The following is a 25,827-nucleotide window of genomic DNA, read 5'->3' as shown; positions in this document are numbered from 1 at the left end:
GCGCGCGTTTGCGATTGACCGAAGGCGCAGAGTCAATTGCCCGACAGCGCAAAGTCGGCGCAGCGCTCGGCCAGCATCACAGTGGGCGCGTTGGTGTTGCCGCTGACCAGCGAGGGCATCACCGAGGCGTCGCACACGCGCAGCTTCTTCATGCCGTGCACGCGCATGCGCGCATCGACCACGGCCATGCCGTCGCTGCCCATGCGGCAGGTGCCGCTCGGGTGGTAGACGGTCTTGGCGCGCTGGCGCACGTAGGCCTCGATGGCATCGTCGGCCAGGTCCTCGGCGGCGGAAGGCGCAAGCTCTTCCGACACCAGCTCGCGCAACGCCGGCGCACGCAGGATGCGGCGCGCGAGCTTCACGCCGCGCACCAGCGTGGCCAAGTCTTCCGGCGCCTGCAGGTAGCCGCCGTCGAACAGGATCGGCGCCATCGGGTCGGCGCTGCGCAGCCGCACGCTGCCGCGCGACTTAGGTCGCAGGAAGCAGGGGTTGATCGAGATGCCGTGGCCGGCCAGCGGCTCGCGGTCGACATCGCCCACCAGCACCGGCAGCACGTGGAACTGCAGGTCGGGCCGGCCCTCGCCGGTGGTGTCGACGAAGCCGCCGCTCTCCACCACGTTCGAGGTAAGCAGGCCGGTGTTGAAGAGCGTCCATTGCAGGCCGTGCTTGAGCGCCGTGAGGCCGCGGTCGTTGCCCAGCAGGCTGATCGGCTCGCGCGTGCGGCCGTAGACCGACACCTCCAGGTGGTCCTGGAAGTTCTCGCCCACGCCGGGCAGGTCGCGCGCCACCGGGATGCCGAGCGGCTGCAACTGGGCGCCAGGGCCGATGCCCGAGAGCATCAGCAGCTTGGGCGATGCCAGCGCGCCGGCCGAGAGGATCACTTCCTGGCGCGCCGTGGCCACGATGTCTTCGCCGGTGCCGCCCGCGCCCGTGCGGTAGACCACGCCGCTGGCGGCGCCGTCCTGCGTCAACACACGCATCACGTGGGCGCCGGTGACCACCGTGAGCTTCGGGTTGCCGCGCACGGCCGCGAGGTAGGTGGCCGCGGTGCTCGCGCGCCGGCCCTCGAAGGTGGTCGTTTGATAGAAGCCCACGCCCGCCTGTTCGGCGCCGTTGAAGTCGTCGTTGTAGGCCAGGCCGCTCTGCTGCGCGGCACGCAGGAAGGCCAGGCTCAGCGGGTGCCGGAAGCGCGTGTCGCTCACCTTCAGCGGCCCGTGGGTGCCGTGCAGGTCGCAGGCGAAGCGCGCGTTCGACTCGGCCTTGCGGAACCACGGCAGCACATCGCGCCAGCCCCAGCCTTCGCAGCCCTGCGCCTGCCAGCCGTCGTAGTCGGCCGGCGTGCCGCGGATGTAGACCATGGCGTTGACCGAGCTGCCGCCGCCCAGCGTGCGGCCCTGCGGCACGAACATCTTGCGGCCGCCTGCCGCGGGTTGCGGCTCGCTTTCGTAGGCCCAGGTGCGCTCGGTGCCGATCACCCGCACGAAGGTGGCGGGCATGTGGATGAAGCGGTCGTTGTCGGGCGGGCCGGCCTCCAGCAGCAGCACGCTGCGCCCCGCCTGCACCAGCCGGTGCGCCAGCACGCAGCCGGCCGAGCCGGCTCCCACCACCACGAAATCGAAAACCTGTTGCGCCATGTTCTGTCCGGATTTGTTGTTCCGGGCGGATGCTCGGCGCTGCGGCGCGCCATGGATCACCGGGGCGGGTTGGTGCAACTCAAAATGCGCTGTCGGTCAATGTGCCGGTCGGTGCCGGGGTGCCCTGCGACAATGGGGGAATGCCTTTCGCCCCATTGCAAAACGACACATTCCTGCGGGCCTGCTGGCGCCAGGCCACCGATCACACGCCCGTCTGGCTGATGCGCCAGGCCGGCCGCTACCTGCCGGAATACGTGGCCACCCGCGCGAAGGCGGGCAGCTTCATGGGGCTGGCCACCAACACCGGCTACGCCACCGAGGTCACGCTGCAGCCGCTGGAGCGCTATGCGCTCGACGCGGCCATCCTGTTCTCCGACATCCTGACCGTGCCCGACGCCATGGGCCTGGGCCTGTCCTTCGAGGCCGGCGAAGGCCCGCGCTTCGCGCGCCCGGTGCGCGACGAAGCGGCGGTGGCCGCGCTCGAAGTGCCCGACATGCAGAAGCTGCGCTATGTGTTCGACGCCGTGGCCTCGATCCGCAAGGCGCTGAATGGCCGGGTGCCGCTGATCGGCTTCTCGGGCAGCCCGTGGACGCTGGCCTGCTACATGGTGGAAGGCGCGGGCTCCAGCGACTACCGCCTCGTCAAGAGCATGCTGTACAGCCGCCCCGACCTGATGCACCGCATCCTCGCGGTCAACGCCGAATCGGTGGCCGCCTACCTCAATGCCCAGATCGACGCCGGCGCGCAGGCCGTGATGGTGTTCGACAGCTGGGGCGGCGTGCTGGCCGACGGCGCGTTCCAGGAATTCAGCCTCGCCTACACGGCGCGCGTGCTGGCGGGCCTGAAGCGCACCGGCGCCGACGGACAGCCCGTGCCGCGCATCGTGTTCACCAAGGGCGGCGGCCTGTGGCTCGACGCCATGCGCGAACTCGACTGCCAGGTGCTGGGCGTGGACTGGACCGTGAACCTGGCCTCGGCGCGCAAGCAGGTCGCCGAAGGCACCGACGGCAAGGCCAAGGCGCTGCAGGGCAACATCGACCCGAACGTGCTGTTCGCGCCGCCCGACCGGATCGAGGCCGAGGTGGCGAAGGTGCTGGACGCCTTCGGCAAGCCCCACGCCGACCGCGCCACCCAGGGCCCGACGCACATCTTCAACCTGGGCCACGGCATCAGCCAGTTCACGCCGCCGGAGCACGTGGCTGCGCTGGTTCAGGCGGTGCACGCCAGGTCGCGCGCGCTGCGCGGCTGAGCCTGCGGCGCGAGGGGTGGCCCGGCGTGCGCGCCGCCCACCCCAAAACTCGGTCCGTTGCGGTTTGTCAAGCGCAAAAACGGCATATGGGTCTGACTTATGCACAAAACACGTGCTGCAGTGCGCAAGATTGTCCGGAGGGGCGCCTTCCTTGCTCTCAAAGAGATAGCGACGCTAAGTTGTTGATTTATATAGGATTTGAATTTTGCTTTTTTTCCGGGCAATCCAGCGAGAGCCTTGATTTTCAAGGCTCGCCGACGTAACGAGCCTGCTTGTCAACAAAGTTATCCACAGAAACTCTGGATGGCTTCCAAAGCTCTGAAAAATCAACGACTTAAGCGGATTTTTTCAAAGCTGCATTAACAAACCGTGCCAAGAAGGCCTTCCATCGCCACCGCCGCCCACTCCCTCGACGGGACCAGCCAACCGACGAACGGTAGCCCCCCGACCCTGCCCTGGCGGCTCGACATCGCGGTGCAGACGCCCGCGCATGCCGCGCTGGGCGACCTGCTGAGCTACGCCAGCGCCGGCCCGCTGCCGCCCGGCACGCTGGTGCGGGTGCCGCTGGGCAAGCGCGAGGTGCTGGGCGTGGTGTGGAACGAGCCGGTTTCGCTGGAAGGCGCCGAGCCCGACATGGCGCTCAAGCCCGTGGGCGCCGCGCTCGACGCGCTGGCGCCGCTGGGCGAGGCCTGGCGCGACCTCGTGGCTTTTGCCGGGCGCTACTACCAGCGCTCGATCGGCGAGATCGCGTTGGCCGCGCTGCCGCCGCAGCTGCGCGACCTGACGACCACGCAGCTCGCGCGCCGGCTCAAGCGCAAGACCACGGCCGGGCCGGTGGCGGAAACGGCCGAGTCGGCGAACCTGATCGCGCTGAGCGCCGAGCAGACCGCCGCGCTCGAGCGCATCGAGGCCGCGAGCGGCACCTTCCTGCTGGTCGGCAGCACCGGCAGCGGCAAGACCGAGGTCTACCTGCGCTGCGTAGCCGACCTGCTGGCGCGCGAGCCCGAAGCGCAGGCGCTGGTGATGGTGCCCGAGATCAACCTCACGCCGCAGCTCGAAGCCCGCTTCAAGGCCCGCTTCGGCGAAGAGGCGGTGGTGTCGCTGCACAGCGGCATGACCAACCCGCAGCGGCTGGCGAGCTGGCTGGCGGCGCACAGCGGCGGGGCGCGCATCGTGCTGGGCACGCGCATGGCGGTGTTCGCGTCGATTCCAGGGCTCAAGCTGATCGTGGTCGACGAGGAGCACGACCCCAGCTACAAGCAGCAGGAAGGCGCGCGCTACTCGGCGCGCGACCTCGCGGTGTGGCGCGGCCAGCGCGAAGGCGCCAAGGTGATCCTCGGCTCGGCCACGCCCTCGTTCGAGAGCTGGCACCAGAGCCGGCCCGCCGAGGGCGACGACCCGGGCGGGCGCTATGTGCGGCTGGCCATGCCCTCGCGCATCGGCGCGGGCGAACTGCCGGCCGTGCGGCTGGTCGACATGAACCTGCAGCCGCCGAAGACGGTGATTTCGGGCGCGCTGCTCGACGCCATCGGCCAGCGCATCGCGCGCGGCGAGCAAAGCATGATTTTCCTGAACCGGCGCGGCTATGCGCCGGTGCTGGCCTGCGGCGACTGCGGCTGGAAAAGCGAATGCCCGCACTGCAGCGCCTACCGGGTGTTCCACAAGATCGACCGCACGCTGCGCTGCCACCACTGCGGCTTCACGGAGCGCGTGCCGCGCGCCTGCCCGGCCTGCGGCAACCCCGACATCGCGCCCGTGGGCCGGGGCACCGAGCGGCTCGAAGAGCACCTGGCGGAGCTGTTCGCCGCGGTGAAGCGGCCCGACGGCGGCGCGGTGCGCATCGCGCGCATCGACGCCGACAGCACCAGGAAGCAGGGGGCGCTCGAATCGCAGCTCGCGGCGGTGCACTCGGGCGAGGTCGACGTGCTGGTCGGCACGCAGATGATCGCCAAGGGCCACGATTTCCGCCGCATCACGCTGGTGGCCGCGGTGAACCCCGACGGCGCACTGTTCTCCAGCGACTTCCGCGCGCCGGAGCGGCTGTTCAGCCTGCTGATGCAGTCGGCCGGCCGCGCGGGCCGCGACGCCGCCTACCTGGCCTCGCAGGGCGCGACGGCCGAGATGTGGATCCAGACGCACCATGCGCAGCACCCGCTGTTCATGGCGCTGCGCCAGCACGACTACGCGGTGTTCGCCAGGCAGCAGCTCGACGAGCGCCGCGCCGCCGGCATGCCGCCGTTCGCGTTCCAGGCGCTGCTGCGGGCCGATGCGCGCGAGCAGTCGGTGGCGCAGGCTTTCCTGAACATCGCCGCCGACCAGGCCGAGGCGCTGCCGGGCGCCGACCTGGTCACGCGCTATCCGGCGGTGCCGCTGGCGATCCAGCGCGTGGCCAACGTGGAGCGTGCGCAGATGCTGATCGAGAGCCCCTCGCGCGCGGCGCTGCAGCGCCTCCTGGCGGGCTGGCAGCCGCTGCTGCACGAACTGCGCCGCACGCCCGAGGGAAAAGGCGTGATCCGCTGGCTGGTCGACGTGGATCCGCACAGCATCTGAGCGATTTGTCCTGCAAGGCCGGCCGGCACGCACCGCCAAGGTGCCTTGCATGAACACCCATTCCGCCCACTCGACGAACATGACGACCACGGCCCGCCGCCTGCCGCTGTTGCCCCTGCTGCTGGCGGCAACCCTGGCATTGGCGCCCGTGGTGGCACCCGCGCAGCAGGCCGCGCCGGCCGGCGACGCGAGCGCCCTGCGCGGCAAGCTTCAGGCGCTGGCGCCGCAGCTGGCGCGCAACGCCTTCAAGCGGCCGCTGACCATCGAATCGAACGAGGCCTCCGACCGGCTGAGCGGCGATGTCTACGCGCTGGTCGACCACCCCTTCAACACGGTGAGCGGCGCGCTGCGCACGCCGGCCGCGTGGTGCCAGGTGCTGATGCTGCACCTGAACACCAAGAGTTGCGCCGTGAAGAACGGCGGCGGCGCGCTCGAGCTGGCCGTGGGCCGCAAATTCGACCAGCCGCTGTCGGACACGCAGAAGATCGACTTCGACTACAGCCTCGCCAGGACCGACGCCGGCTACCTGAACGTGCGCCTGAGCGCGGCCGACGGCCCGCTTTCCACGCACGACTACAGCATCGTGCTGGAGGCCGCGCCGGCCGACAACGGCAAGACCGCCATCCACCTGAGCTATGCCTACGCCTACGGCACCGCCGCGCGCTTCGCGATGAAGAGCTACCTGGCCACGCTGGGCAGCGACAAGGTGGGCTTCACGAAGCAGGGCCAGGGGGGCGGCTACATCGGCGGCGTGCGCGGCGTGGTGGAACGCAACACCATGCGCTACTACCTGGCGATCGACAGCTACCTGGACGCCCCGGCGCCCGCGCAGCTCGACCAGCGCCTGGGCGCGTGGTTCGACGCGACCGAGCAATACGCGCAGCAGCTGCACGAGGTGGACAAAAGCGACTATCTCGCCATGAAGCGCCACGAGTTCGAACGCCTGGGCACGGCGTCCTGAAGCGAGAACCGCGATTCTCAGTGGTAGCCCGTGGGCTCCTTGCCCATGTCGACGTAGCGCAGCTCGTCATGCCGGCGCCTTGCGATGCTGACGGGCCAGGCAAACACCACCAGGCTCAGCGCGGCCAGCGCAATGGCGGTGGCCGTGCCGAACTTGCCGGCATGCCAGAACCAGCCGACGCTGGCGAGCCAGACAAACCACAACAGGATGCGAACCAGTATTGCCATTGCGCGCCCCATTCACATCTTTGACTTGCGACCACTGTAGCAGCGGTTTTGCAAACTCAAGCATTCAACTGAAGCGGTAGCCGCCGCTATGCCTTACGGCCACCCCTGGCTTACCCGAAAATTTGTGAAAAAAAGATTGACGGAAAGCCTCGCCGCTGCTCAAGCTGTTACAGAGTAAACGCGCGAACTCCGCGCGGGATCCGCGTTCAAAAATAGCTCGCTCACTGCAAGGGGTCGCCGTGAAACCGCCATCTGTCTCTGGTTGGGTTTTGTCCTTGGTATCCCTTGCCTGCGCCATCGGCGCATCCACGGCATCCGCTGCCGAACTGGAACTGCAGGGCAACCGGCTGGTGGTGTCGGGCACGCTCGACGGCAGCGCGATCAAGGAATTCACCGAGCACCTGGGCGGCGGCGCGGTCCACACCGTGGTCTTCGAAGATTCTTTCGGCGGCACCGCCGAAGCAGCCGGCGCCTTTGCCGACGCCATCCGCAGCAGCGGCGTGCAGACCGAGGTGCGGGGCCAGTGCATGGCCGCCTGCGCCTACGCTTTCCTGGCGGGCAAGACCCACCGCTTCGGCTACGGCCTGCAGGTCAACGGCATCATGCTGCCGGTGGCGGTGCGGCCCACGGCGGCCGAACTCGCGGTGCGCTGGCGCGGCGACGAAGCCCACAAGACCCTGGCCGACTTCACGCCCGCCCCCACCCCCGTGACCCCTGCCGTGGCAACCACGGCGGCCACGGCCACCACCGTGGCATCGGCCGCGCCGGTGGACGCCGGCGGCCCGCCGCCCAAGGACAACTGGCAGCCCGAGCACGGCGTGCTCTTCACGGCCAGCCCGTCGCTGTTCGGGCGCATCTACAACACCTATTACTGCGACGGCACGCAGGGCCGCGATTTCTCCAAGTGCGAGCGCCTGCCCGACGCCGACCCGTACAAGCTCGGCGTGCTGACGCCGTAGTCAGTGCCGCCGGCTCAGTGCAGCAGGCCCACCGCCAGCGGAAAGCTGAAGAACGCCACCACCGTCGTCCACAGGATGATGCGTGCGATGCGGCCGTTGTCTGCGCCGAAGCGCTCGGCCAGCATCGACACGTTGCTGGCGCTGGGCAGCGCCGCCACCAGCACCATCACCACCAGCGCGGCGGGCGCCAGCGGCAGCCCCAGCGCGATGGCGCCCAGCCCCAGCCCCCAAATGAGCAGCGGGTGCACCAGCAGCTTCACCGCCACCACCGGCAGCACGTCGCTCCAGGGCGCCCGGGGCGCGGGCTGCACGCCGGTGCCCAAGAGCGCCTCGGCCACCGCCGCGCTGGCATCGTGCTCGCGCGCCAGCAGGGCCGAGCGGGCCAGCACCGCGCCGATGGTGAAAAGCGCCACCGGCGACGCGGCGTCGGCCAGCATCGCCACGGTGCGCTCCAGCGGCCCCGGCAGCTGCCAGCGCGCGGCCGACAGCAGCACGCCCAGCAGGATCGACCACGGCATCGGGTTGACCAGGATGCCGCGCAGCGCCTTGCGCGCCGCCTGCGCCGCGCCGCCGCCCGCGGCGCCCGCACCCACCCCGTCGAGCCGCGACAGCCCGATGCACAGCGACGAGGTGACGACCATGTCGAACGCGATCGCGATGATCATCGGCCCGGCCGCCTGCGCCCCCAGGATCGCCACCAGCAGCGGCACGCCCATGAAGCCGGTGTTCGGGAATGCGGCCACCAACGCGCCGAAGGCGCCGTCGTTCCAGCCGACGCGCGCGTTGCGCGTGAACATCACCACCCCCGCCACCACGACCAGCGCCCCCAGGCCCCAGACCAGCGCCACGCTGCCGTCCAGCAACTGCCCGATGGGCGTGCCCGCGCCGAAGCGCAGCAGCATGCAGGGCAGCGCGAAATACAGCACGAAGGCGTTGAGGCCGGGAATCGCGTCCAGCGGCAGGATTCGGGCGCGGGCGGCGCCGTAGCCGGCGGCGATTAACGCGAAGAAAGGGAAAGTAACAAGAAATACAGGCAGCACCGGCCCATTGTCGTCGCCCGCCCCGGGAGCCGCAGGGGGCTTCCCGGGGGCGCCGGCCTACAACGGCGGGAAAGGCCGTCCCCGTATCATTGCCCGCTTTGCGCACGCCCTTCCCCAGGGCGTTTTCCGGTTCCTTCTCTCCTCCATGTCTCACGGTCTCAATCCCGCGCAACTCGAAGCGGTCAACTACATGTACGGTCCCTGCCTGGTGCTCGCCGGCGCAGGCTCGGGCAAGACGCGGGTGATCACTCACAAGATCGGGCGCCTGATCCAGTCGGGGCTCGAACCCCAGCGGATCGCGGCCATCACCTTCACCAACAAGGCGGCCGCGGAAATGCGCGAGCGCGCCAAGGACCTGATCGGCAAGGACGCGCGCAAGGTCGTGGTCTGCACCTTCCACGCGCTGGGCGTGCGCATGATGCGCGAGGACGGCGCGGTGCTGGGCCTGAAGAAGGCCTTCAGCATCCTGGACTCCGACGACGTCACCAAGATCCTGAAGGACGCCGGCGGCACCACCGACATCGCCACCGCGCGCATCTGGCAGTGGACCATCAGCAAGTGGAAGAACATGGGCCTGAACGCCAAGCAGGCGGAGGCGGCCGCGGTGGACGACAACGAGCGCATCACCGCGCGCATCATGGCCCACTACGAAGAGCGGCTGCAGGCCTACCAGAGCGTCGACTTCGACGACCTGATCGGCATGCCGCTGAAGCTGCTGTACGAATTCCCCGAGGTGCGCGCCAAGTGGCAGGCCGCGCTCGGCCACATCCTGGTGGACGAATACCAGGACACCAACGCCACCCAGTACGAAGTGCTCAAGGCCCTGGCCGGCGAGCGCGGCCACTTCACCGCGGTGGGCGACGACGACCAGTCTATCTACGGCTGGCGCGGCGCCACGCTGGACAACCTGCGCAAGCTGCCGGTCGACTTCCCGACGCTCAAGGTCATCAAGCTGGAGCAGAACTACCGCTCCACCAGCGCCATCCTGCGCGCGGCCAACAACGTGATCGGCCCCAACCCCAAACTGTTTCCCAAGACGCTGTTCTCCGAACTCGGCGAAGGCGAGCCGGTGCGCATCGTCGATGCCGACAGCGAGCTGCACGAGGCCGAGCGCGCCGTGGCGCGCATCGTCAGCCTGCGCGCGGGCGACGCCACCACGCAGGGCAAGCAGTACAAGGAGTTCCGCGACTTCGCCATCCTTTACCGCGCCAACCACCAGGCGCGCGTGTTCGAGCAGGCGCTGCGCAAGGCGCAGATTCCGTACAAGGTGTCGGGCGGCCAGAGCTTCTTCGACCGCGCCGAGATCAAGGACCTGTGCGGCTGGTTCCGCCTGTGGGTCAACAACGACGACGACCCCGCGTTCCTGCGCGCCATCACCACGCCCAAGCGCGGCATCGGCCACACCACGCTGGCCAGCCTGGGCAGCTTTGCCAGCCAGTACAAGCTGAGCCTGTTCGAGGCGCTATTCAGCCCGTCGCTGCCCAGCGTGATGCCCAAGCGCACGCTGGAAGGCATCCACGAATTCGGCCGCTACATCAACGACCTGGAATACCGCGCGCGCCGCACCATGGGCGCGGAAGACTCGCGCACCTTCATGCTCGACTGGCTCAAGGAAATCGACTACGAGAAGCACCTCTACGACGGCGAGGACAGCGAATCGGCCGCGGCCTCGCGCTGGACCAACGTGCTGGAGTTCGTCGACTGGATGTCGCAGCGCGCCGGCGGCACCATCGACGACACCTCGGGCGCGGACAACCCCATCGAGACCGAGCGCAAGAGCCTGCTCGAAGTGGCGCAGACCATCTCGCTGCTCTCCACCATCAGCGAGCGCCAGCAGGACCAGGACGTGGTCACGCTCTCGACGCTGCATGCCTCCAAGGGCCTCGAATGGCCGCACGTCATGCTCATCGGCGTGAGCGAGGGCCTCCTGCCCTTCAAGCTCGACGACGACAACGGCCGCCAGCAGAAGGTCAGCGAAGACACGCTGCAAAGGCTGCAGGAAGAGCGCCGCCTCATGTACGTGGGCATCACGCGCGCGCAGCGCAGCCTGGCGGTGAGCTGGACCAAGAAGCGCAAGCAGGGCCGCGAGATGGTGCCCTGCGTGCCCAGCCGCTTCATCGCCGAGATGGGCCTGGACAAGGCCACCACCCGGGAAGACCCGCGCGAAAAGCTCAAGGCGCTGCGCGCCGAGTTCGCGCGCAAGGCACAGGACAGCGCGGCCAAGGCGGCCGCGGCCTCATCATCATGAAGACGACGAAATTCAAGACCGCGCTGCCCACCGTGCTGATGGCCGGCGCCGTGCTCGCGCTGTCGGGCTGCGTCATCGGGCGCGGCAACCCCGACTGCCCCACCGACGCGCGCGACCTGCCGCTGCAGTCGCTCTACGGCCGCTGGGAGGCACGCTTCGACGGCCTGCCCGCGGTGGCCGTGGTGCAACTGGGCAAGCACCCCGACTACGACGGCGTGCGCGGCACCATCACGCGCAACGGCGCCAGCCCGGACAAGGCGCGCGTCGCCCAACTGGCCGGCGACGTGGACGACGAGGGCGCGCTCTCCATCGACGAGTCGCAGGACGGGCGCGCCATCAGCGGCGTCTGGTCCGGCAAGCTGCAGAAGGGCTCCTGCGGCCGCGAATTCAGGGGAACGTGGCGCGACGCCTCGGACGAGAGCACGCACCCGTTCGTGCTCGCCAAGACCGCCGCCAAGGAGGAAGGAAAGCAATGACGACACGACCACACACCCGGCTGCGCACGCTCGCGGCCCTGGCCGCCTGCCTGGGCGGCGCCGCCGGCGCGCAGGCGCAAGCCGTCGACAAGCCCGCGAGCCCGCTGGCCGATTCGCAGCTCACCTGGCAGCAATGCGCCGCGCTGGGCGCCAACAACGAGGCGCGGCTGGCCTGCTTCGACCGCTGGGCGCAGCAGCAGACGCTGCCGCCGGTGTCGGTGCCCGTGGCGCCGCCGGTGCTCGCGAGCACGCAGCCGCCGGTGGACGGCACGATCCCGGCCACGCGCGTGGTCTCGGTCGCCACCACCGAAGGCTGCCGCGACCGCCAGTATTCGGCGCTGTCGCGCTTCTGGGAACTGGAGAACGCCACCGACTGCGGCACCTTCGGTTTTCGCGGCTACCGGCCGCTCAACGTGTCGATCTCGGCCGCCACCAAGAAGCCGCAGACGCCCACCTCGCCTTCGCCCGACCACACCGGCGAGCCCGTCGCCTACCAGGCCAACGAGATGCGCATCGGCCTGTCGGTGCGCACCAAGCTCGCGCAGGGCCTGCTCACGCAGGGCGACCCGGTGAAGAAAGACTCGCTGTGGTTCGCCTATACGCAGCAGTCGACCTGGCAGCTGTTCAACGGCGCCATCTCGCGGCCGTTCCGCACCACCGACCACGAACCCGAGCTGATGTATGTCTACCCGACCGACTTCCAGCTGCCCGGCGGCTGGCGCTGGCGCTATTCGGGCCTGGGCATCGTGCACCAGTCGAACGGCCAGAGCCTGCCGCTGTCGCGCAGCTGGAACCGCGTCTACCTGATGGGCGGCGCCGAGCTGGACGACCGCTTCACCATCACCGGCCGCATCTGGAAGCGCATCTCCGAGAGCGCCGCCAACGACGACAACCCCGACATCGCCGACTACATCGGCCGTGCCGAAGTCACAGGCCGCTGGAACCTGAACCGCGACAACCAGCTGGCCGTGACCGTGCGCAACAACCTGCGCGACAGCGGCCGCGGCTCGATCCGCCTCGAGTGGCTCAAGGCCATCGGCGATCCGACCAAGAGCAACCTGCGTTTCCACACGCAACTGTTCTCGGGCTACGGCGACACGCTGGTGGACTACAACCGCAAGCGCACGGTGCTGAGCATCGGCCTCAGTCTTGTGGACTTCTGACCTCTTTCATACGCAGACAAAACCAATGAGCGCAGACCTCACCCCCGTCGACGACACGCAGCGCGAGATCATCGCGGCGCTGCATGTCGCGCCCGTCTTCGACGCCGCCAGCGAGCTGGAGCGCCGCGTCGACTTTCTCGCCAGCTACCTGAAGCAGACCGGCCTGAAGACGCTGGTGCTGGGCATCAGCGGCGGCGTCGATTCGCTGACCGCAGGCTGCCTGGCGCAGCGCGCCGTCGAGAAGCTGCGCGCCGAAGGCCGCGACGCCAGCTTCATCGCCATGCGCCTGCCCTACGGCGTCCAGAAGGACGAAGCCGAGGCGCAGGCCTCGCTCGCCGTCATCAGGCCCGACCGCACCATCACCGTCGACATCCGCCCCGCGGCCGACGGCATGCTCGCCGCGCTGAAGGCCGGCGACCTGAAGTTCCGCGACGCGGCGCATGAAGACTTCGTGCTCGGCAACATCAAGGCGCGCGAGCGCATGGTGGCGCAGTTCGCTGTGGCCGGCGCGCACGACGGCATCGTCATCGGCACCGACCACGCGGCCGAGGCGCTGATGGGCTTCTTCACCAAGTTCGGCGACGGCGCGGCCGACATCACGCCGCTCACCGGCCTGAACAAGCGCCGCGTGCGCGCGGTGGCGCAGTTGCTGGGCGCACCCGACGCGCTGGTCTACAAGGTGCCCACCGCCGACCTCGAGTCGCTGGTGCCGGGCAAGCCCGACGAAGATGCCTTCGGCGTGACCTACGAGCAGATCGACGATTTCCTCGAAGGCAAGCCGGTGTCGGCCGAGGCACGCCGGATCATCCTGTCCACCCACCGCAAGAGCGCCCACAAGCGCGCCCTGCCCGTCGAGCCGCCGGCACCCGCCGCGCTCGGCTGAAGCTGGCGACCACTCTGTGGCCGGGCCGCGCGTGCAGGGGCCCGGAGGGGCCCGGTGTAGACTGCTAGGTTTTTCGATTTGACGGTAATGGTGCAAGCGTCACGGCGCACAGGTTTCACCGGTTCGCCGCTCGTGCGCTTGCTTTCCAGGCTGACCGACAGCGACGTCGGGCAACCCCGGCAGACCACCGCCGAGCGGCTGAGCCAGTGGTTCGGCTGGACCGACGACATCTCGCTGTCCGCGGCGTTGAACGCCGGCCCGGCGAGCTCTCTTTCCAGTGCAAAAGCCTCCGCGAGCGCCGAGGAAGCCGAGTGCGCCCGCGTGCGCGCCGCGCTGACCAAGGCCATCGCGTCGGACAGCGCCGCCCCCGCGGACGCCACCGACTTCGCCCCGCTGCGCCAGCGCTACCTCGCCCGGCAACAGGCGATGGAAGTCGCCATCGGCCCGCTGCGCAGCCGCCTGCGGACCACGCTGGCAGGCCGCTCGCAGGCCATGGCCAAACTGGCGGCGGTGGACGTGGTGATGGAGCAGGTGCTGGCCGCGCAGGAGCGCAGCCTGATGTCGAGCGTGCCCTCGCTGCTCGAAAAGCGCTTCAAGCGCCTGCGGCAGGCTGCGCTGGAAGCCCAGGCCGAACAGAGCGAACAAACCGATCAGACGGAGCACCCCGGCAGCGCCCCCCGCCCCGCGCCCGCATGGCAGGACGTGTTCCACAAAGACCTCCAGGACGTGCTGCTCGCCGAACTGGACTTTCGATTTCAACCGGTCGAAGGGCTGCTCGAGGCCCTTCGCATGAAGCAACCAGGCTGACATGACCAGATTTCTTCCTCACGCTGTGTTCGCAGCGGGCTTGGCCGTCGTGGGCTGGGTCGCCGTCGGCTACGTCGGCGCGAACCCGCTGGCGCTGGCCGTCACCGCGCTCGTCGCCGCCTTCTACCTGATGGGCGCGCTGGAGCTGCGCCGTTTCCAGCAGGCCACCGACACCCTGTCGCGCGCCGTGGCCGAACTCTCCGAAGCGCCCCCCAGCCTCGGCGCCTGGCTCGCAAGCCTGCCCGCCTCGCTGCAGAACGCGGTGCGCCTGCGCATCGAGGGCGAGCGCGTCGGCCTGCCCGGCCCCGCCCTCACACCGTACCTGGCCGGCTTTCTCGTGCTGCTGGGCATGCTCGGCACCTTCCTGGGCATGGTGGTCACGCTCAACGGCACCGGCCTTGCGCTCGACAGCGCGACCGACCTGCAGGCCGTGCGCTCCTCGCTCTCGGCGCCGGTGAAGGGCCTGGGGCTGGCCTTCGGCACCTCGGTGGCCGGCGTGGCCGCATCGGCCATGCTGGGCCTCATGTCGGCGCTGTGCCGGCGCGAGCGGCTGCAGGCCGGCCAACTGCTCGACAGCAGGATCGCGACCACGCTGCGCGTGTTCTCGCAGGTCCACCAGCGCGAAGAATCGTTCAAGCTGCTGCAGCAGCAGGCGCTGGCCATGCCCGAGCTGGTCGGCCAGCTGCAGGCCATGATGGCCGCGCTGGCGCAGCAGAGCCAGGCGCAGAACGATCGCCTCATCAGCAGCCAGGACAGCTTCCACGGCAAGGCCGAGGCGGTGTACGCGGGCCTTGCCACGTCGGTCGACCAGTCGCTGCGCCAGAGCCTGACCGAGAGCGCGCGCATCGCCGGCGCGGCGATCCAGCCGGTGGTCGAGGCCACCATGGCCGCCATCGCGCGCGAGACCGCCGCGCTGCACGGCACGCTCTCGCAGACCGTGCAGCAGCAGCTCGAAGGCCTGTCGAGCCGGTTCGCGGCCACCACGGCCGGCGTCGCCGACACCTGGCAGACCGCGCTGGCCGAGCACCGGCAGACCAGCGAAGCCCTCTCCGGCGAAGTACGCGGCTCGCACGACCGCTTCGCCGAGACCTTCGCGCAGCGCTCGGCCGCACTGGTCGACAACGTTGCCGCGCAGCTCGAGCGCACCGTGGGCAGCGTGTCGAACACCTGGAACGGCGCGCTCGCCGAACACCAGCGCGTGAGCGAGAAGCTCTCGGCCGATTCGCAACAGGCGCTGACCGCCGCCGCCGCCACTTTCGAACAGCATTCGGCCTCGCTGCTGCGCACCGTGGGCGAGGCCCATGCCGAGCTGCAGACCGACATCGCATCGCGCGACGAACAGCGGCTGGCCGTGTGGACGCAATCGCTGGCAGCCATGGCCGCTGGGCTGAAAGACGAATGGCAGCAGGCCGGCGCGTACGCGGCGGGCCAGCAGCAGCACCTGCTCGACACGATCTCGCAGGTGTCGACGCGCGACGAACAGAAGCTCGCCGCATGGACCCAATCGCTCGCGGCGATGGCGGCCGCGCTCAGGGAAGAATGGAAGCAGGCCGGCACTTACGCGGCAGGCCAGCAGCAGCACCTGCTCGACACGATCTCGCAGGTGTCGTCGCGCGACGAGCAGAAGCTCGCCGCGTGGACCCAATCGCTCGCGGACATGGCTGCGGCGCTCAGGGAAGAGTGGCAACAGGCCGGCGTGCATGCGACGGGCCAGCAGCAGCTGCTGCTCGATGCCATCTCGCAGATTTCGTCGCGCGACGAACAGCGCCTCTCCGCATGGACCGGATCGCTCGCATCGATGGCGGCGGCGCTCAAGGAAGAGTGGCAGCAAGCCGGCGCGCACACCACCGGCCAGCAACAACAGCTGCTCGATGCCATCTCGCAGATTTCGTCACGCGACGAGCAGCGCCTTTCCGCCTGGACCGGATCGCTCGCGACGATGGCCGACACGCTGAAGGACGAATGGCAACAGGCCGGCGCTCAATCAGCAAGCCAGCAGCACCAGTTGCTCGAGCAGGTGGCGCAGACCGCGCGCGAGATGTCGTCGCAAGCCGACGCGCATGCCAAGGCCACCGTCGCCGAAATCGCCCAGCTGCTGCAGGCCGCCTCCGAGGCGCCGCGCGCGGCGGCCGAAGTGGTCGCGGAGCTGCGCCAGAAGCTGTCCGACAGCATGGCGCGCGACAACGCGATGCTGGAAGAACGCAGCCGCATCCTCGAGACGCTTTCCACGCTGCTCGACGCGGTGAACCATGCCTCCATCGAGCAGCGCGCGGCGGTCGATTCGCTGGTGGCTGCTTCTGCCGAGGTGCTCGAGCGCGTGGGCGGCCGCTTCACCGAACAGGTCGAGGCCGAGACCGGCAAGATGACCGGCATTGCCGCGCAGATCACCGGCGGCGCCGCCGAGGTGGCGAGCATGGGCGAAGCCTTCGGCCTGGCGGTGCAGATGTTCAGCCAGTCGAACGACAAGATGGGCGCGCAGTTGCAGCGCATCGAGGCCGCGCTGGGCAAGTCGATCGCGCGCAGCGACGAGCAATTGGCCTACTACGTGGCGCAGGCGCGCGAGGTCATCGACCTGAGCATCATGTCGCAGAAGCAGATCGTCGAAGACCTGCAGCAGCTTGCGAGCCGCCAGGCCGCGGTGGGCAGCGAGGCGTGATGCGCGAGGACATCGACGAAAGCGGCCTGGAGCCGGGCGTGCCGGTGTGGGCCGTCTTCGGCGACCTGATGTCGGGGCTGCTTGGCGCGTTCGTGCTGATCCTGGTGTGCGCGCTGGGCATGCAGATGGAGCTTGCGTCCAAACTGGAGACTGAGGTGCAGCAGCGGCGCGCGGAAGCCCAGCGCCGCGAGGCGCTCGAGCAGGCGCTCGCGGGCCCGCTCGCGGCCGGCCGCGTGACACTGAACAACGGCCGCATCGGCATCAGCGGCAATGTGCTGTTCGCCTTCAATTCCGCCGACCTGCAGCCCGAGGGGCGGCAACTGCTCAAGAGCCTCTCGGCGCCATTGGCTGCCTACTTGGGCAGCCGCGACGAGATCCTGATGGTCAGCGGCTTCACCGACGACCGGCAGATGCGCGGCGACGCGCGCCGCTTCGCCGACAACTGGGAGCTGTCGGCCCAGCGCGCGCTCACGGTGACGCGCGCGCTGATCGAGGAAGGCATGCCCTCCTCCTCGGTGTTCGCCGCGGCCTTCGGCTCCGAGCAGGCGGTGGCGTCGAACGCCGACGCCGAGGGGCGCTCGAAGAACCGGCGCGTGGAAATGGCGCCGACGCCGCGCCCCTCTTCCACCGGCACCGCCAACGCGAAGCGCCGTGAGTAGCCAGGAGGAAGTCGTGGCCGGCAACGTGGCGATGGTCGAGGCGTGGATCGCGCGCGGCGACCACCGCTTCGACCCGGTGCGCTTCCGCTTCATCGAGGCACTGGCCCGGCGCGCGGACACGCACGAAGGCGAAGCCCGGCGCCTGCTCGACGACAGGGTGGCCACGCTGCTTGCCGCGTACGGCAAGGACATGGAAGCCGCCCATGCAGCCGCGGCGGCAGACGAGCCGCAGGAAGCACAACAGCAGCAGCCATGCGAACGCAGCGCGCTCGCGGAGCTGGTGGATCACGCCGCTCACAACTCGCCCCTTCCCGCCGGCATGCCCGCGGTGCCCGCGGACGCCACGCCCGGCCAGTCGCACGCCCCCGAACTGAAGACGCTGCGCTATTTCCGCAGCACCTGGTCGAAGCTCAGCGCCGACCTGCGGCTCACGCAGTCGCTGGCCAAGGTGCCGGAGAACGCGGGGCCGCTCAACTCGCATCACCTGGTTCACCGCGCGCTCACGCTGATGCGCGACCTGTCGCCGGAGTACCTGAACCACTTCATGTCTTACGTCGACACGCTGTCGTGGGTCGAGCAGGCGAAGCACAACGCCAGCGCGCCGGCCGCCACCGGCACCGCGCGCGGCGAAGGCGCCGCCCGGAAGACGACGCGCGCCGGCAAGGCCGGCTGAAGCCGGCGCGGGCGAGTCGCGCAGGGGGCTGCGATCCGGCGGCAGTCTCGGGCACAGTGCCGGGCGGAAAGACGTGACCGACGCGGCGCCAAGGTGCAAGATCGCGGGCCGGTGCATTCACCCCGGGCAGAACCCTCGCGAGGACCCATGACACAAGACATGCGACAGACCTTCGACGCCATGCGCGCCGCCAGCCTGCGCGGCCAGACACAGCCGTGGCCCGAACGCGCCGACCGCCTGCGGCGGCTGCGCGCGCTGGTGAAGGACAACCGCGAACAGATCGCCGCCGCCATCAGCGCCGATTTCCACAACCGCGCGTTCCAGGAAACCGAACTGGCCGAGGTGTTCCCCGCGCTCGAGGGCATCGCGCACGCGCTGCGCCACGGCAGGCACTGGATGCGGGTGCGCCGCCGCTCGACCGGCCTGTGGTTCAAGCCCGCGTCGTCGAAGATCATGCCGCAGCCGCTGGGCGTGGTCGGCATCGTGGTGCCGTGGAACTACCCGCTGTACCTGGCCGTGGGGCCGATGACCGCCGCGCTGGCGGCGGGCAACCGCGTGATGGTGAAGCAGTCGGAATACACGCCGCGCTTCGCCGAGCTGTTCGCGGCGCTGGTGAGCAAGGCCTTCGCGCCCGACGAGATCGCCGTGGTCAACGGCGACGCCGAGGCCGCGCGCGAGTTCTCCGCCCTGCCCTTCGACCACCTGCTCTTCACCGGCTCCACGGCCGTGGGCCACCACGTGATGCGCGCGGCGAGCGACAACCTCACGCCGGTGACGCTGGAGCTGGGCGGCAAGTCGCCCGCGATCATCGGGCCCGATGCCAACTTCGATAAGGCGGTGGAACGCATCCTCGTGGGCAAGACGCTGAACGCGGGCCAGACCTGCATCGCGCCCGACTACGTGCTGGTGCCCGAGGGCCAGCAGCAGCGCTTCGCCGAGAGCGCGCGGCGCGTGTTCGCGTCGATGTACCCCGACCTGGGCAGCGGCAACACCGACTACACCAGCATCGTGAGCCCGCGCCACTTCGCGCGGCTGCAGGAGCTGGCGGCCGCCGCGCAGCAGGAAGGCGCCTCGGCGGTGCCGCTGTCGGACACCGCGCCCGACGCCGCCACGCGCCGCTTTCCGCCGGTGCTGCTGACCGGCGTGAACGACGGCATGCGCGTGATGCGCGAGGAAATCTTCGGCCCGCTGCTGCCGGTGCTGCCCTATGGCGGCATCGACGAAGCCATCGCCTACGTCAACGCGCATCCGCGCCCGCTCGCGCTCTACCTGTTCGAGAAGAACGGCGCGACCATCGACCGCGTGATGAGCCAGACGGTGTCGGGCGGCGTGTCGATCAACGACACGCTGCTGCACATCGCGCAGGACGACCTGCCCTTCGGCGGCGTCGGCGCGAGCGGCATGGGCGCGTACCACGGGGAATACGGCTTCGAGACTTTCTCCAAGCTGAAGCCGATCTTCCGGCAGTCGGCGTTCAACGGCGCGGGCCTGTTCAGGCCGCCCTACGGCAAGACCTTCGCGCGGATGATGAAGCTGCTGGTGCGCTGAGCCAGGGCCGGCCGGCCGCCGTCAACCGGCCGGCCGCGTGACGACCTTCCAGCGCCCGGCCCCGATCTGCGCCGCATAGGGCGCGGGAATGCCGACGTGGAAGCCGCCGTCGCGCACCATGGCGTCGTAGCCGCACACCGGCTGCCCGGCATCGTCGTACAGCGTCCAGTGCACCGGCGTGCCGTCTGGCGCGGCATGCGCCACATGCATCGACGGCGCGCCGATGTTGGCGCCCACGTGGGCGTAGCGCGCGTCCACCGCCATCGGCGGATGCGGCGGAAACGGCTGGCTGCCGGGCAGGCCGAACCATTCGTCGTGCATGCACAGGCTGCCCTGCGCGACCTGCCAGACACGATGCCGCAGGAAATGCTGGTCGGCGTAGCGCGACGAGAAGGGCCGGCTGCGCAGGTAGGCGCGCATGTCGGTCGCCACGTCCGTGAACACGCCGCGGCAGGCGCCCCACATGCCGGCGAGCATCAGCTCGCTGTGCGTGTGGTAGTCGCGCATGACATGGAACCAGCGGCCCGAGTCGCACCACGCCTGCACCGCCGCGCGGTCGCGCGTGGACAGCAGCGAGTCGGCGTCGCGGAACTGCACGCGGTCGATCTCCCCGTCGTCGAGTGCCAGGAAGCGCCACATGGTGCCCGGCAGGTCGTGGCCGCCGAGCGCCTGCACGTCGATGATGCCCGCGCCCTCCAGTCCCAGCCGGTGCCGCACCGCCGCGGGCACCGAGCCGTCGAGGTAGAAGCGGCAGGCCCATGCGGGAAACAGCTCCCGCGCGGCGCGCACGTTGAGCACCGCCATCTCGCAATAGCGCGGATCGGCGCCGAACAGGCTGAAGGCGATGACGTTGCGCTCGGGCCTTCCGGGGTCGAAGGGCGGCGGCGGCACCGACGTGGCCGCGGCCGACACGGCGGCCGGCCTTTCCCGTGCGGCTTCCTGCATCTTGAGCCGCAGCGACACCGTGCCGTACTCGCGAACCTCGTCGCGCTTGCCCAGCTGCCCCGCCGCCTCCGTCAGGCCGTCGAAGGTGTTGGCCGTCTTCAGCTGCTCCACGGCGCGGCGGTAGGTGTCGTAGGCCTGCTGCGGCCGATCGAGCCGCAGCTGGCACAGCGCCATGTCGGCCAGCGGCTGCGGGCTGCGCGTGGCGTGCCAGGCCTGCGTCGCGAACCCGAGTGCCTGCGCGAAGTCTCCCTGCGCGAAGGCCGCGCGGAAGCGGTCGCCCAGCGCGGTGAGCAATTGCCGCGACGGCGCCGGGCCGCGGTTGGGGATGGGCGGTCTGCGGTTCATAGCACGCTCACCTCTCGCGCAGCGCCTCGCTCGCCTTGTTCAGCGGCTTGATGAGGTAGTCCAGCACGGTCTTGCTGCCGGTGTGGATGTCCACCGTGGCGATCATGCCGGGCACGATGGGGAAGCTGCGCCCGCTCCTGTTCTTCAGGTGGTCGGCGTCGGTGCGGATGTACACGCGGTAGTAGTACACGTCGCGCTTCACGTCGTCCTGGATGGTGTCGGGGGAGATGGTCGTCACCTTGCCGGGCAGGCCGCCGTAGATGGCGTAGTCGTAGGCCGTGACCTTCACCGTCGCGTCCTGCCCCGGGTGGATGAAGGCCACGTCGCGCGGCGAGATGCGTGCCTCCACCAGCAGCTTCTCGTCCAGCGGCACGATCTCCATGAGCTTGCCGCCCGGCGGCAGCACGCCGCCCACGGTGGTCACGACGATGTCTTTCACGATGCCGCGCACGGGCGACGCGAAGGTCAGCCGCGTGAGCGAATCGGAACGCCCGCGCGTCACCGAGCGCTGCGCCTCTATCTCGGCGTTGGCCTTGGCGAGGTCTTCGCGCGCCTTCACGTAGTACTGGCTCCTGAGGTCGGCGGCCTTGGTCTCGGCCTCGTTGATCTGGCGCTTCAGGCGCAGCACCTCCACGTCGCTCGCGGCGCCGCGCGACACCAGCGGCTCCGTGAGCGCGAGTTCGCGCCGCATCAGCACCAGCGCCTGATTCACGCCGGCCAGGCTGCTGGCGAGCTGCTCGCGGCGCGACTGGTAGAGCGCGGTCTCGGTGCGCACCAGGCCGGGCTCGCCGCGCACCTCGTCCGGAAACACCAGCGGCGTACCGTTGACCTCGGCCGTCAGGCGCGCCGACATGGCCAGCGCGGCGCGCACGCGCGAGGCGCTTTCCTGCACGGTCGATTCGGTCTTGGTGCGGTCCAGCTGCGCAAGCACCTGGCCCGCGCTCACGATGTCGCCCTCGCGCACCTTCAGGTCGACCAGGATGCCGCCTTCGAGCGACTGAATCATCTGCTCGCGCGACGACGGCACCACCTTGCCGGTGCCGGTGGACACCTCGTCGAGCTTGAAGAACCACGCCCACGCGAGCAGCGCCGCCAGCATCGCGGCCACGATCCACACCACCAGCGAGGCACCCGGCAGCGGCGGCTCCACGGGCGCGTAGCGGCCCTGCGCGGCCTTGGCTTCCTTCGACTTCTTCTCCCCCTCCTGCCGGGTTGCGGGCGGCGGCCCGAGGGGGATGTCGGGCATGGCGTCAGGCATGGCCATTGGCGAGCTTTCCGAGGATCTGGTCCTTCGATCCGTCCATCACGATGCGGCCGCCCTCGAGCACCACGATGCGGTCCACCCACTGCAGCACCGGCATGCGGTGCGTCGCCACCACCAGCGTGCGCGGCGCGAGCCATCGGCCCACCGCGTCGATCACCTGGCGCTCGGTCACCTCGTCGAAATGCGCGGTGGGTTCGTCCAACAGCACGATCGACGGCTGGCGGATCAGCGTGCGCGCCAGCAGCAGCGCCTGCCGCTGCCCGCCCGACAGGCCCAGCCCGCCCTCGTGGATCAGGTCGTCCAGCCCCTCGGCGCGCGAATGCACGAAAGGCAGCGCGCCGGCCATCGCGATGGCCTCGAGCACCTGCGTGTCGGTAGCCATCGGCATGCCCAGGGTGACGTTCTCGCGGATCGAGCCGTGGAACAGCCGTGCGTTCTGCGTGAGCAGGCCCATGTCGCGCCGCAGGTCGGCCGGGTCGATCAGCCGCAGGTCGAGCGCGTCGAGCGACACGTGCCCGCGCTGCGGCGCGTGCAGCCCGGCCATGAGCTGCAGCAGCGTGGACTTGCCCGCGCCCATGCGCCCGAGCAGCGCGACCTTCTCGCCGGCCTTGACCTGCAGCTGCGCCACCGACAGCGCCGGGGCCTTGTCGTCCTTGCCGTAGCGGAACTCCGCGTTGGTCAGCGCGTAGTTTCCGTGCAGCGCCGGCACGTGCACGCGGCGCGCGTGCTCGGGCTGGTCCACCGGCCGCTGCATCAGCTGGTCGAGCCCGGTGCGCGCCACCTTGGCCTGCTGCCAGCGCGCGAACACGCCCGACAGCTGCGCCAGCGGCGAGATCATGCGCGAGGCCAGGATCGACGAGCCCACCAGCGCGCCCGTGGTCATCTCGCCCTTCATCACGAGGAAGCAGCCCGCCAGCAGCACCACCGCGTAGACGATGCCCTGCACTTCCTGCGTCCAGGTCATGAGCAGCCCGGTGAGGAAGCGCTGGCGCATGCTCACGCTGGCCGCCACGTCGTTGGCATGGTTCCACTGGTTCTGGAAGCGCGGCTCGGCGCGCATGAGCTTGATGTCCTCGATGCCCTCCACCGCCTCCACCAGCAGCGCATTGCGCAGCGCCGATTCGCGCATGCCCTCGTTGGCCAGCCGCGCCAGCGGCTTCTGCACCAGCAGCCCCGGAATCACCAGCAGCGGCACCGCCGCCAGCGCCACCCAGGCCAGCGGCCCCGCCACCATCCACAGCACCACGACGAAGAGCAGGAAGAACGGCAGGTCGGCCACCGCGCCGATGGTGGTGGAGGTGAGCAGCTCGCGCACCTGCTCCACCTCGCGCACCTGCGCGATGAAGGAGCCGGTGGACCTGGAGCGCGCGTCGTTGCGCACGCGCAGCGCATGGCCGAACACCAGGTCGGACACCTTCAGGTCGGCGCGCTTGCCGATCACGTCCGAGATGTGCGTGCGCGACATGCGCAACAGGAACTCGAAGGCCACCGCGAGCATCACGCCGCCGAACAGCACCCACAGCGTGGACTCCGACTGCGCGGGCACCACGCGGTCGTAGATCTGCATCGAGAACACCATGCTGGAGAGGGCCAGCACGTTGGCGAAGACGGAGGCCAGCACGATGTCGCCGTAGCGGCGCCAGTCGCGCAGCGCGATCGACCAGAACCAGTTGGCCTGGTAGGGCCGGATGTAGTCGTCCACCCGCGCGTCGGGCACCGAGGTCTGCGGCCGCAGGATGGCCACGCGCCGCACCCGGCGGCGCAGTTCGTCGGCCGCCACCGCCGTCTCCAGCCCGTGATCGCCGCCCAGCAGCACGCCCAGCCGGCCCTTGCCGTCGCTGGTGCGCACCACGCCGACCTCGCCGTCGTCGAACTCCACCGCCAGCGGCAGCCGCCAGGGGTCCAACTGCGCATCGGAAAAGGCATCCAGCCGCAGCGACAGGCCGAGCTGGCGCGCCATGTGGTCGAGCAGCGTGTCCAGCGGCGCGCCGCGCTCCCAGGCCAGCGTGACGCGCGCGCTCTCCTCGGAGGCGCCGATGCCGTAATGGCGCGCCACGAAGACCATGGCGTCGAGCCAGCTGGTGTACTGGCGGGGAAGTTCCCTGGCGTTCATGGCAGCAGCTCCATGCCCTGGACGGTGGTGTTGTCCAGCCCGTAGAACGCGCGGGCCTGGCCCGTGGCGCCGATGTAGCCGACGCGGCTGGCCCAGAGGTCGTGCACCACGGCCTCCTGCTCGGCGGCGGCCTGGTAGATCTCCTGCTCGGCGTTGAGCAGGTCGAGGATGGAGCGCGTGCCCAGCGTGTACTGCTCGCGGTACAGGTCGCGCGCCTCCACGATGCTGCGCCGCCGGTCGGCCAGCACGCCCAGGCGCGCCTGCGCGCCGACGACCTGCTCGCGGTAGTTGCGCGCCTGGTCGCCGGCGTTGAGCCGCGCGGTCTCGATGCGCATGCGCGCGGCGTCCTCGGCGGCGGTGGCCGCGCGCACCTGCGCGTCGAGCGCGCCGCCTTGGTAGATCACGCTGGTGAGGTTCAGCATGACCGTGTGGTAGGTGCCGTTGCGCTCCAGCGTGGCGGGGTTGATGCCGCCCATGGCCTTGTTGACGGCGGCGTCCACGGTGAGCGTGGGATAGCGGTTGGCGCGCGCCACCTCCAGCTGGGCCGAGGCGGCGCGGCGCTCGGCCTCGGCCGCGAGCACATCGGGCAGCAGGCTGGCGTCGGGCTGCGCGTCCACGCTCAGGGCGCGCGCCAGATCGTCGGGCAACGGCGCCAGCTCGGGCGGCACCACGCCGGGGCCCAGCAGCGTGCCCAGGCGCTCGCGCCACTGCGCCAGCTGCGACTTCACCTGCAGAAGATTGGCGCGCGCGCTGTCCACGCGCGACTCGGCCTGGATCGGGTCGGCCTTGGTGCTGAGCCCCGCGTTGGCGCGCAGCCGCGCGGTCTCGAGCACCGCCTGCACAGCCTGCACCTGGTCCTGCGCGATGGCCAGCAGCGACTGGTAGCGGTGCGCCATCACCACGGCCTCGGCCGCCTGCTGCGCCACCGCGTCGATCTGCTTGAGGATGGCCGCCTGCTGGCGCTGCACCAGGGCCTGCGACTGCGCCACCGCGCCGCCGACCTTGCCGAAGTCGTAGAGCATCTGCGAGACCGAGGCCGAGGCCACGGTGCCGGTGCTGCCGCCCTGCGACGCTGGCGCGTTGCTGGTGCCGCCGCCCACGCCCACGCGCACCTGCGGGTAGTAGCCCGCGCGCGCCACGTCGACCCCGCCGGCCTGCTGCGCCAGCGTGGAGATCGCATCGGAGATCGACGGATGGCGCGCCACCGACTGGCGCACCGCCTCGTTCAGCGTCAACGGCTGCGTGCTGGCCTGCGCCTGCGGCAGCGGCCGCCCCGGCTTCAGCTCGAGTTCCCTGGCCAGCGAACTCGGCGCGAGCCGGCGCGCCAGCTTCAGGCCGCCGTCGTCGTCCGCATGGACCGGGCCCGCCGCGGCGGCCAGGGCCAGCCACGCAAGCGCAGGGAGCGTGGTACGCGCCTTCACCCTTC

Annotated in this window: 19 protein-coding genes and 1 pseudogene; 13 read left to right on the top strand and 7 right to left on the bottom strand. The window is 70.1% G+C overall.

Translation table 11 applies throughout. The features are described 5' to 3' along the window. Nucleotides 1–41: 41 nt before the first annotated feature. Nucleotides 42–1,634 (bottom strand): annotated as a pseudogene (locus L3V85_RS06100) (GMC family oxidoreductase); the annotation flags it as partial. Between the two features lie 140 nt (nt 1,635–1,774). On the opposite strand from L3V85_RS06100, the gene hemE reads away from it, so the two are divergent. The 3 genes from hemE (at nt 1,775) to L3V85_RS06085 (ending at nt 6,395) form a co-directional block, all read left to right on the top strand. Next, on the top strand, nt 1,775–2,884 hold the full coding sequence (gene hemE, locus L3V85_RS06095) for a uroporphyrinogen decarboxylase (protein ID WP_237678494.1): 1,110 nt from the start codon (nt 1,775–1,777) through the stop codon (nt 2,882–2,884). Between the two features lie 474 nt (nt 2,885–3,358). Further along, nucleotides 3,359–5,434 carry a replication restart helicase PriA gene (priA, locus tag L3V85_RS06090; RefSeq protein WP_237680502.1) on the top strand — a complete coding sequence of 692 codons (2,076 nt, stop codon included), beginning with the start codon at nt 3,359–3,361 and terminating at the stop codon, nt 5,432–5,434. Between the two features lie 49 nt (nt 5,435–5,483). Then, nucleotides 5,484–6,395, top strand: a complete 912-nt coding sequence (locus tag L3V85_RS06085; protein ID WP_237678493.1) for a hypothetical protein — start codon at nt 5,484–5,486, stop codon at nt 6,393–6,395. A gap of 17 nt (nt 6,396–6,412) precedes the next feature. Here L3V85_RS06085 and L3V85_RS06080 read toward each other — a convergent pair whose 3' ends face one another. Then, nucleotides 6,413–6,622 carry a hypothetical protein gene (locus L3V85_RS06080; protein WP_081268301.1) on the bottom strand — a complete coding sequence of 70 codons (210 nt, stop codon included), beginning with the start codon at nt 6,620–6,622 and terminating at the stop codon, nt 6,413–6,415. Between the two features lie 269 nt (nt 6,623–6,891). Between L3V85_RS06080 and L3V85_RS06075 the strand changes: the two genes are divergently transcribed. After that, nucleotides 6,892–7,581: a hypothetical protein gene (locus L3V85_RS06075; RefSeq protein WP_237678492.1), complete on the top strand. Its 690-nt coding sequence runs from the start codon at nt 6,892–6,894 to the stop codon at nt 7,579–7,581. Nucleotides 7,582–7,595: 14 nt separating this feature from the next. Here L3V85_RS06075 and L3V85_RS06070 read toward each other — a convergent pair whose 3' ends face one another. Further along, the gene (locus L3V85_RS06070; protein WP_237678491.1) at nt 7,596–8,621 is read right to left on the bottom strand and encodes an AEC family transporter; all 1,026 of its coding nucleotides are present in this window, start codon (nt 8,619–8,621) and stop codon (nt 7,596–7,598) included. 145 nt (nt 8,622–8,766) lie between these two features. Between L3V85_RS06070 and L3V85_RS06065 the strand changes: the two genes are divergently transcribed. The 9 genes from L3V85_RS06065 to L3V85_RS06025 all read left to right on the top strand — a co-directional run bounded on the left by L3V85_RS06065 (nt 8,767) and on the right by L3V85_RS06025 (nt 19,734). Further along, the gene (locus L3V85_RS06065) at nt 8,767–10,869 is read left to right on the top strand and encodes an ATP-dependent helicase (RefSeq protein ID WP_237678490.1); all 2,103 of its coding nucleotides are present in this window, start codon (nt 8,767–8,769) and stop codon (nt 10,867–10,869) included. Then, a complete protein-coding gene (locus L3V85_RS06060; protein ID WP_237678489.1) occupies nt 10,866–11,345 on the top strand; it encodes a hypothetical protein in 480 nt (159 codons plus the stop codon). Before L3V85_RS06065 ends, L3V85_RS06060 begins: the two co-directional genes overlap by 4 nt. Then, nucleotides 11,342–12,508, top strand: coding sequence for a phospholipase A (locus L3V85_RS06055; RefSeq protein WP_237678488.1), 1,167 nt, complete (start codon nt 11,342–11,344; stop codon nt 12,506–12,508). Before L3V85_RS06060 ends, L3V85_RS06055 begins: the two co-directional genes overlap by 4 nt. A 25-nt stretch (nt 12,509–12,533) precedes the next feature. Further along, nucleotides 12,534–13,391, top strand: a complete 858-nt coding sequence (nadE, locus tag L3V85_RS06050; RefSeq protein WP_237678487.1) for an ammonia-dependent NAD(+) synthetase — start codon at nt 12,534–12,536, stop codon at nt 13,389–13,391. 87 nt (nt 13,392–13,478) lie between these two features. Continuing rightward, complete coding sequence (locus tag L3V85_RS06045; RefSeq protein WP_237678486.1) at nt 13,479–14,198, top strand: DUF3348 domain-containing protein; 720 nt, start codon at nt 13,479–13,481, stop codon at nt 14,196–14,198. Nucleotide 14,199: 1 nt separating this feature from the next. After that, nucleotides 14,200–16,854 (top strand): DUF802 domain-containing protein, encoded by a 2,655-nt coding sequence (locus L3V85_RS06040; protein ID WP_237678485.1) that lies wholly within the window; start codon nt 14,200–14,202, stop codon nt 16,852–16,854. Continuing rightward, on the top strand, nt 16,854–17,513 hold the full coding sequence (locus L3V85_RS06035; protein ID WP_237678484.1) for an OmpA family protein: 660 nt from the start codon (nt 16,854–16,856) through the stop codon (nt 17,511–17,513). The genes L3V85_RS06040 and L3V85_RS06035 overlap by 1 nt, the downstream gene beginning before the upstream one ends. After that, nucleotides 17,506–18,186, top strand: coding sequence for a DUF2894 domain-containing protein (locus L3V85_RS06030; RefSeq protein ID WP_237678483.1), 681 nt, complete (start codon nt 17,506–17,508; stop codon nt 18,184–18,186). Before L3V85_RS06035 ends, L3V85_RS06030 begins: the two co-directional genes overlap by 8 nt. Before the next feature lie 159 nt (nt 18,187–18,345). Next, nucleotides 18,346–19,734 (top strand): coniferyl aldehyde dehydrogenase, encoded by a 1,389-nt coding sequence (locus L3V85_RS06025; RefSeq protein ID WP_414080188.1) that lies wholly within the window; start codon nt 18,346–18,348, stop codon nt 19,732–19,734. A gap of 21 nt (nt 19,735–19,755) precedes the next feature. On the opposite strand, the gene L3V85_RS06020 is transcribed toward L3V85_RS06025, so the two are convergent. The 4 genes from L3V85_RS06020 to L3V85_RS06005 are packed head-to-tail and all read right to left on the bottom strand — an operon-like array spanning nt 19,756 to nt 25,822. Next, nucleotides 19,756–21,024: a tetratricopeptide repeat protein gene (locus L3V85_RS06020; RefSeq protein ID WP_237678482.1), complete on the bottom strand. Its 1,269-nt coding sequence runs from the start codon at nt 21,022–21,024 to the stop codon at nt 19,756–19,758. A 7-nt stretch (nt 21,025–21,031) separates the two neighbouring features. Continuing rightward, nucleotides 21,032–22,270, bottom strand: coding sequence for an HlyD family type I secretion periplasmic adaptor subunit (locus tag L3V85_RS06015; RefSeq protein WP_237678481.1), 1,239 nt, complete (start codon nt 22,268–22,270; stop codon nt 21,032–21,034). Nucleotides 22,271–22,274: 4 nt separating this feature from the next. Beyond that, nucleotides 22,275–24,401 carry a type I secretion system permease/ATPase gene (locus tag L3V85_RS06010; RefSeq protein WP_237678480.1) on the bottom strand — a complete coding sequence of 709 codons (2,127 nt, stop codon included), beginning with the start codon at nt 24,399–24,401 and terminating at the stop codon, nt 22,275–22,277. Beyond that, nucleotides 24,398–25,822 (bottom strand): TolC family outer membrane protein, encoded by a 1,425-nt coding sequence (locus L3V85_RS06005; protein WP_237678479.1) that lies wholly within the window; start codon nt 25,820–25,822, stop codon nt 24,398–24,400. The genes L3V85_RS06010 and L3V85_RS06005 overlap by 4 nt, the downstream gene beginning before the upstream one ends. Nucleotides 25,823–25,827: the final 5 nt, after the last annotated feature.

Origin of the sequence: Variovorax paradoxus, assembly GCF_022009635.1 — a bacterium.
Lineage (GTDB): Bacteria > Pseudomonadota > Gammaproteobacteria > Burkholderiales > Burkholderiaceae_C > Variovorax.
The sequence above is the reverse complement of the archived record's forward strand: the minus strand, read 5'-3'. Positions and strand labels throughout refer to the sequence as shown.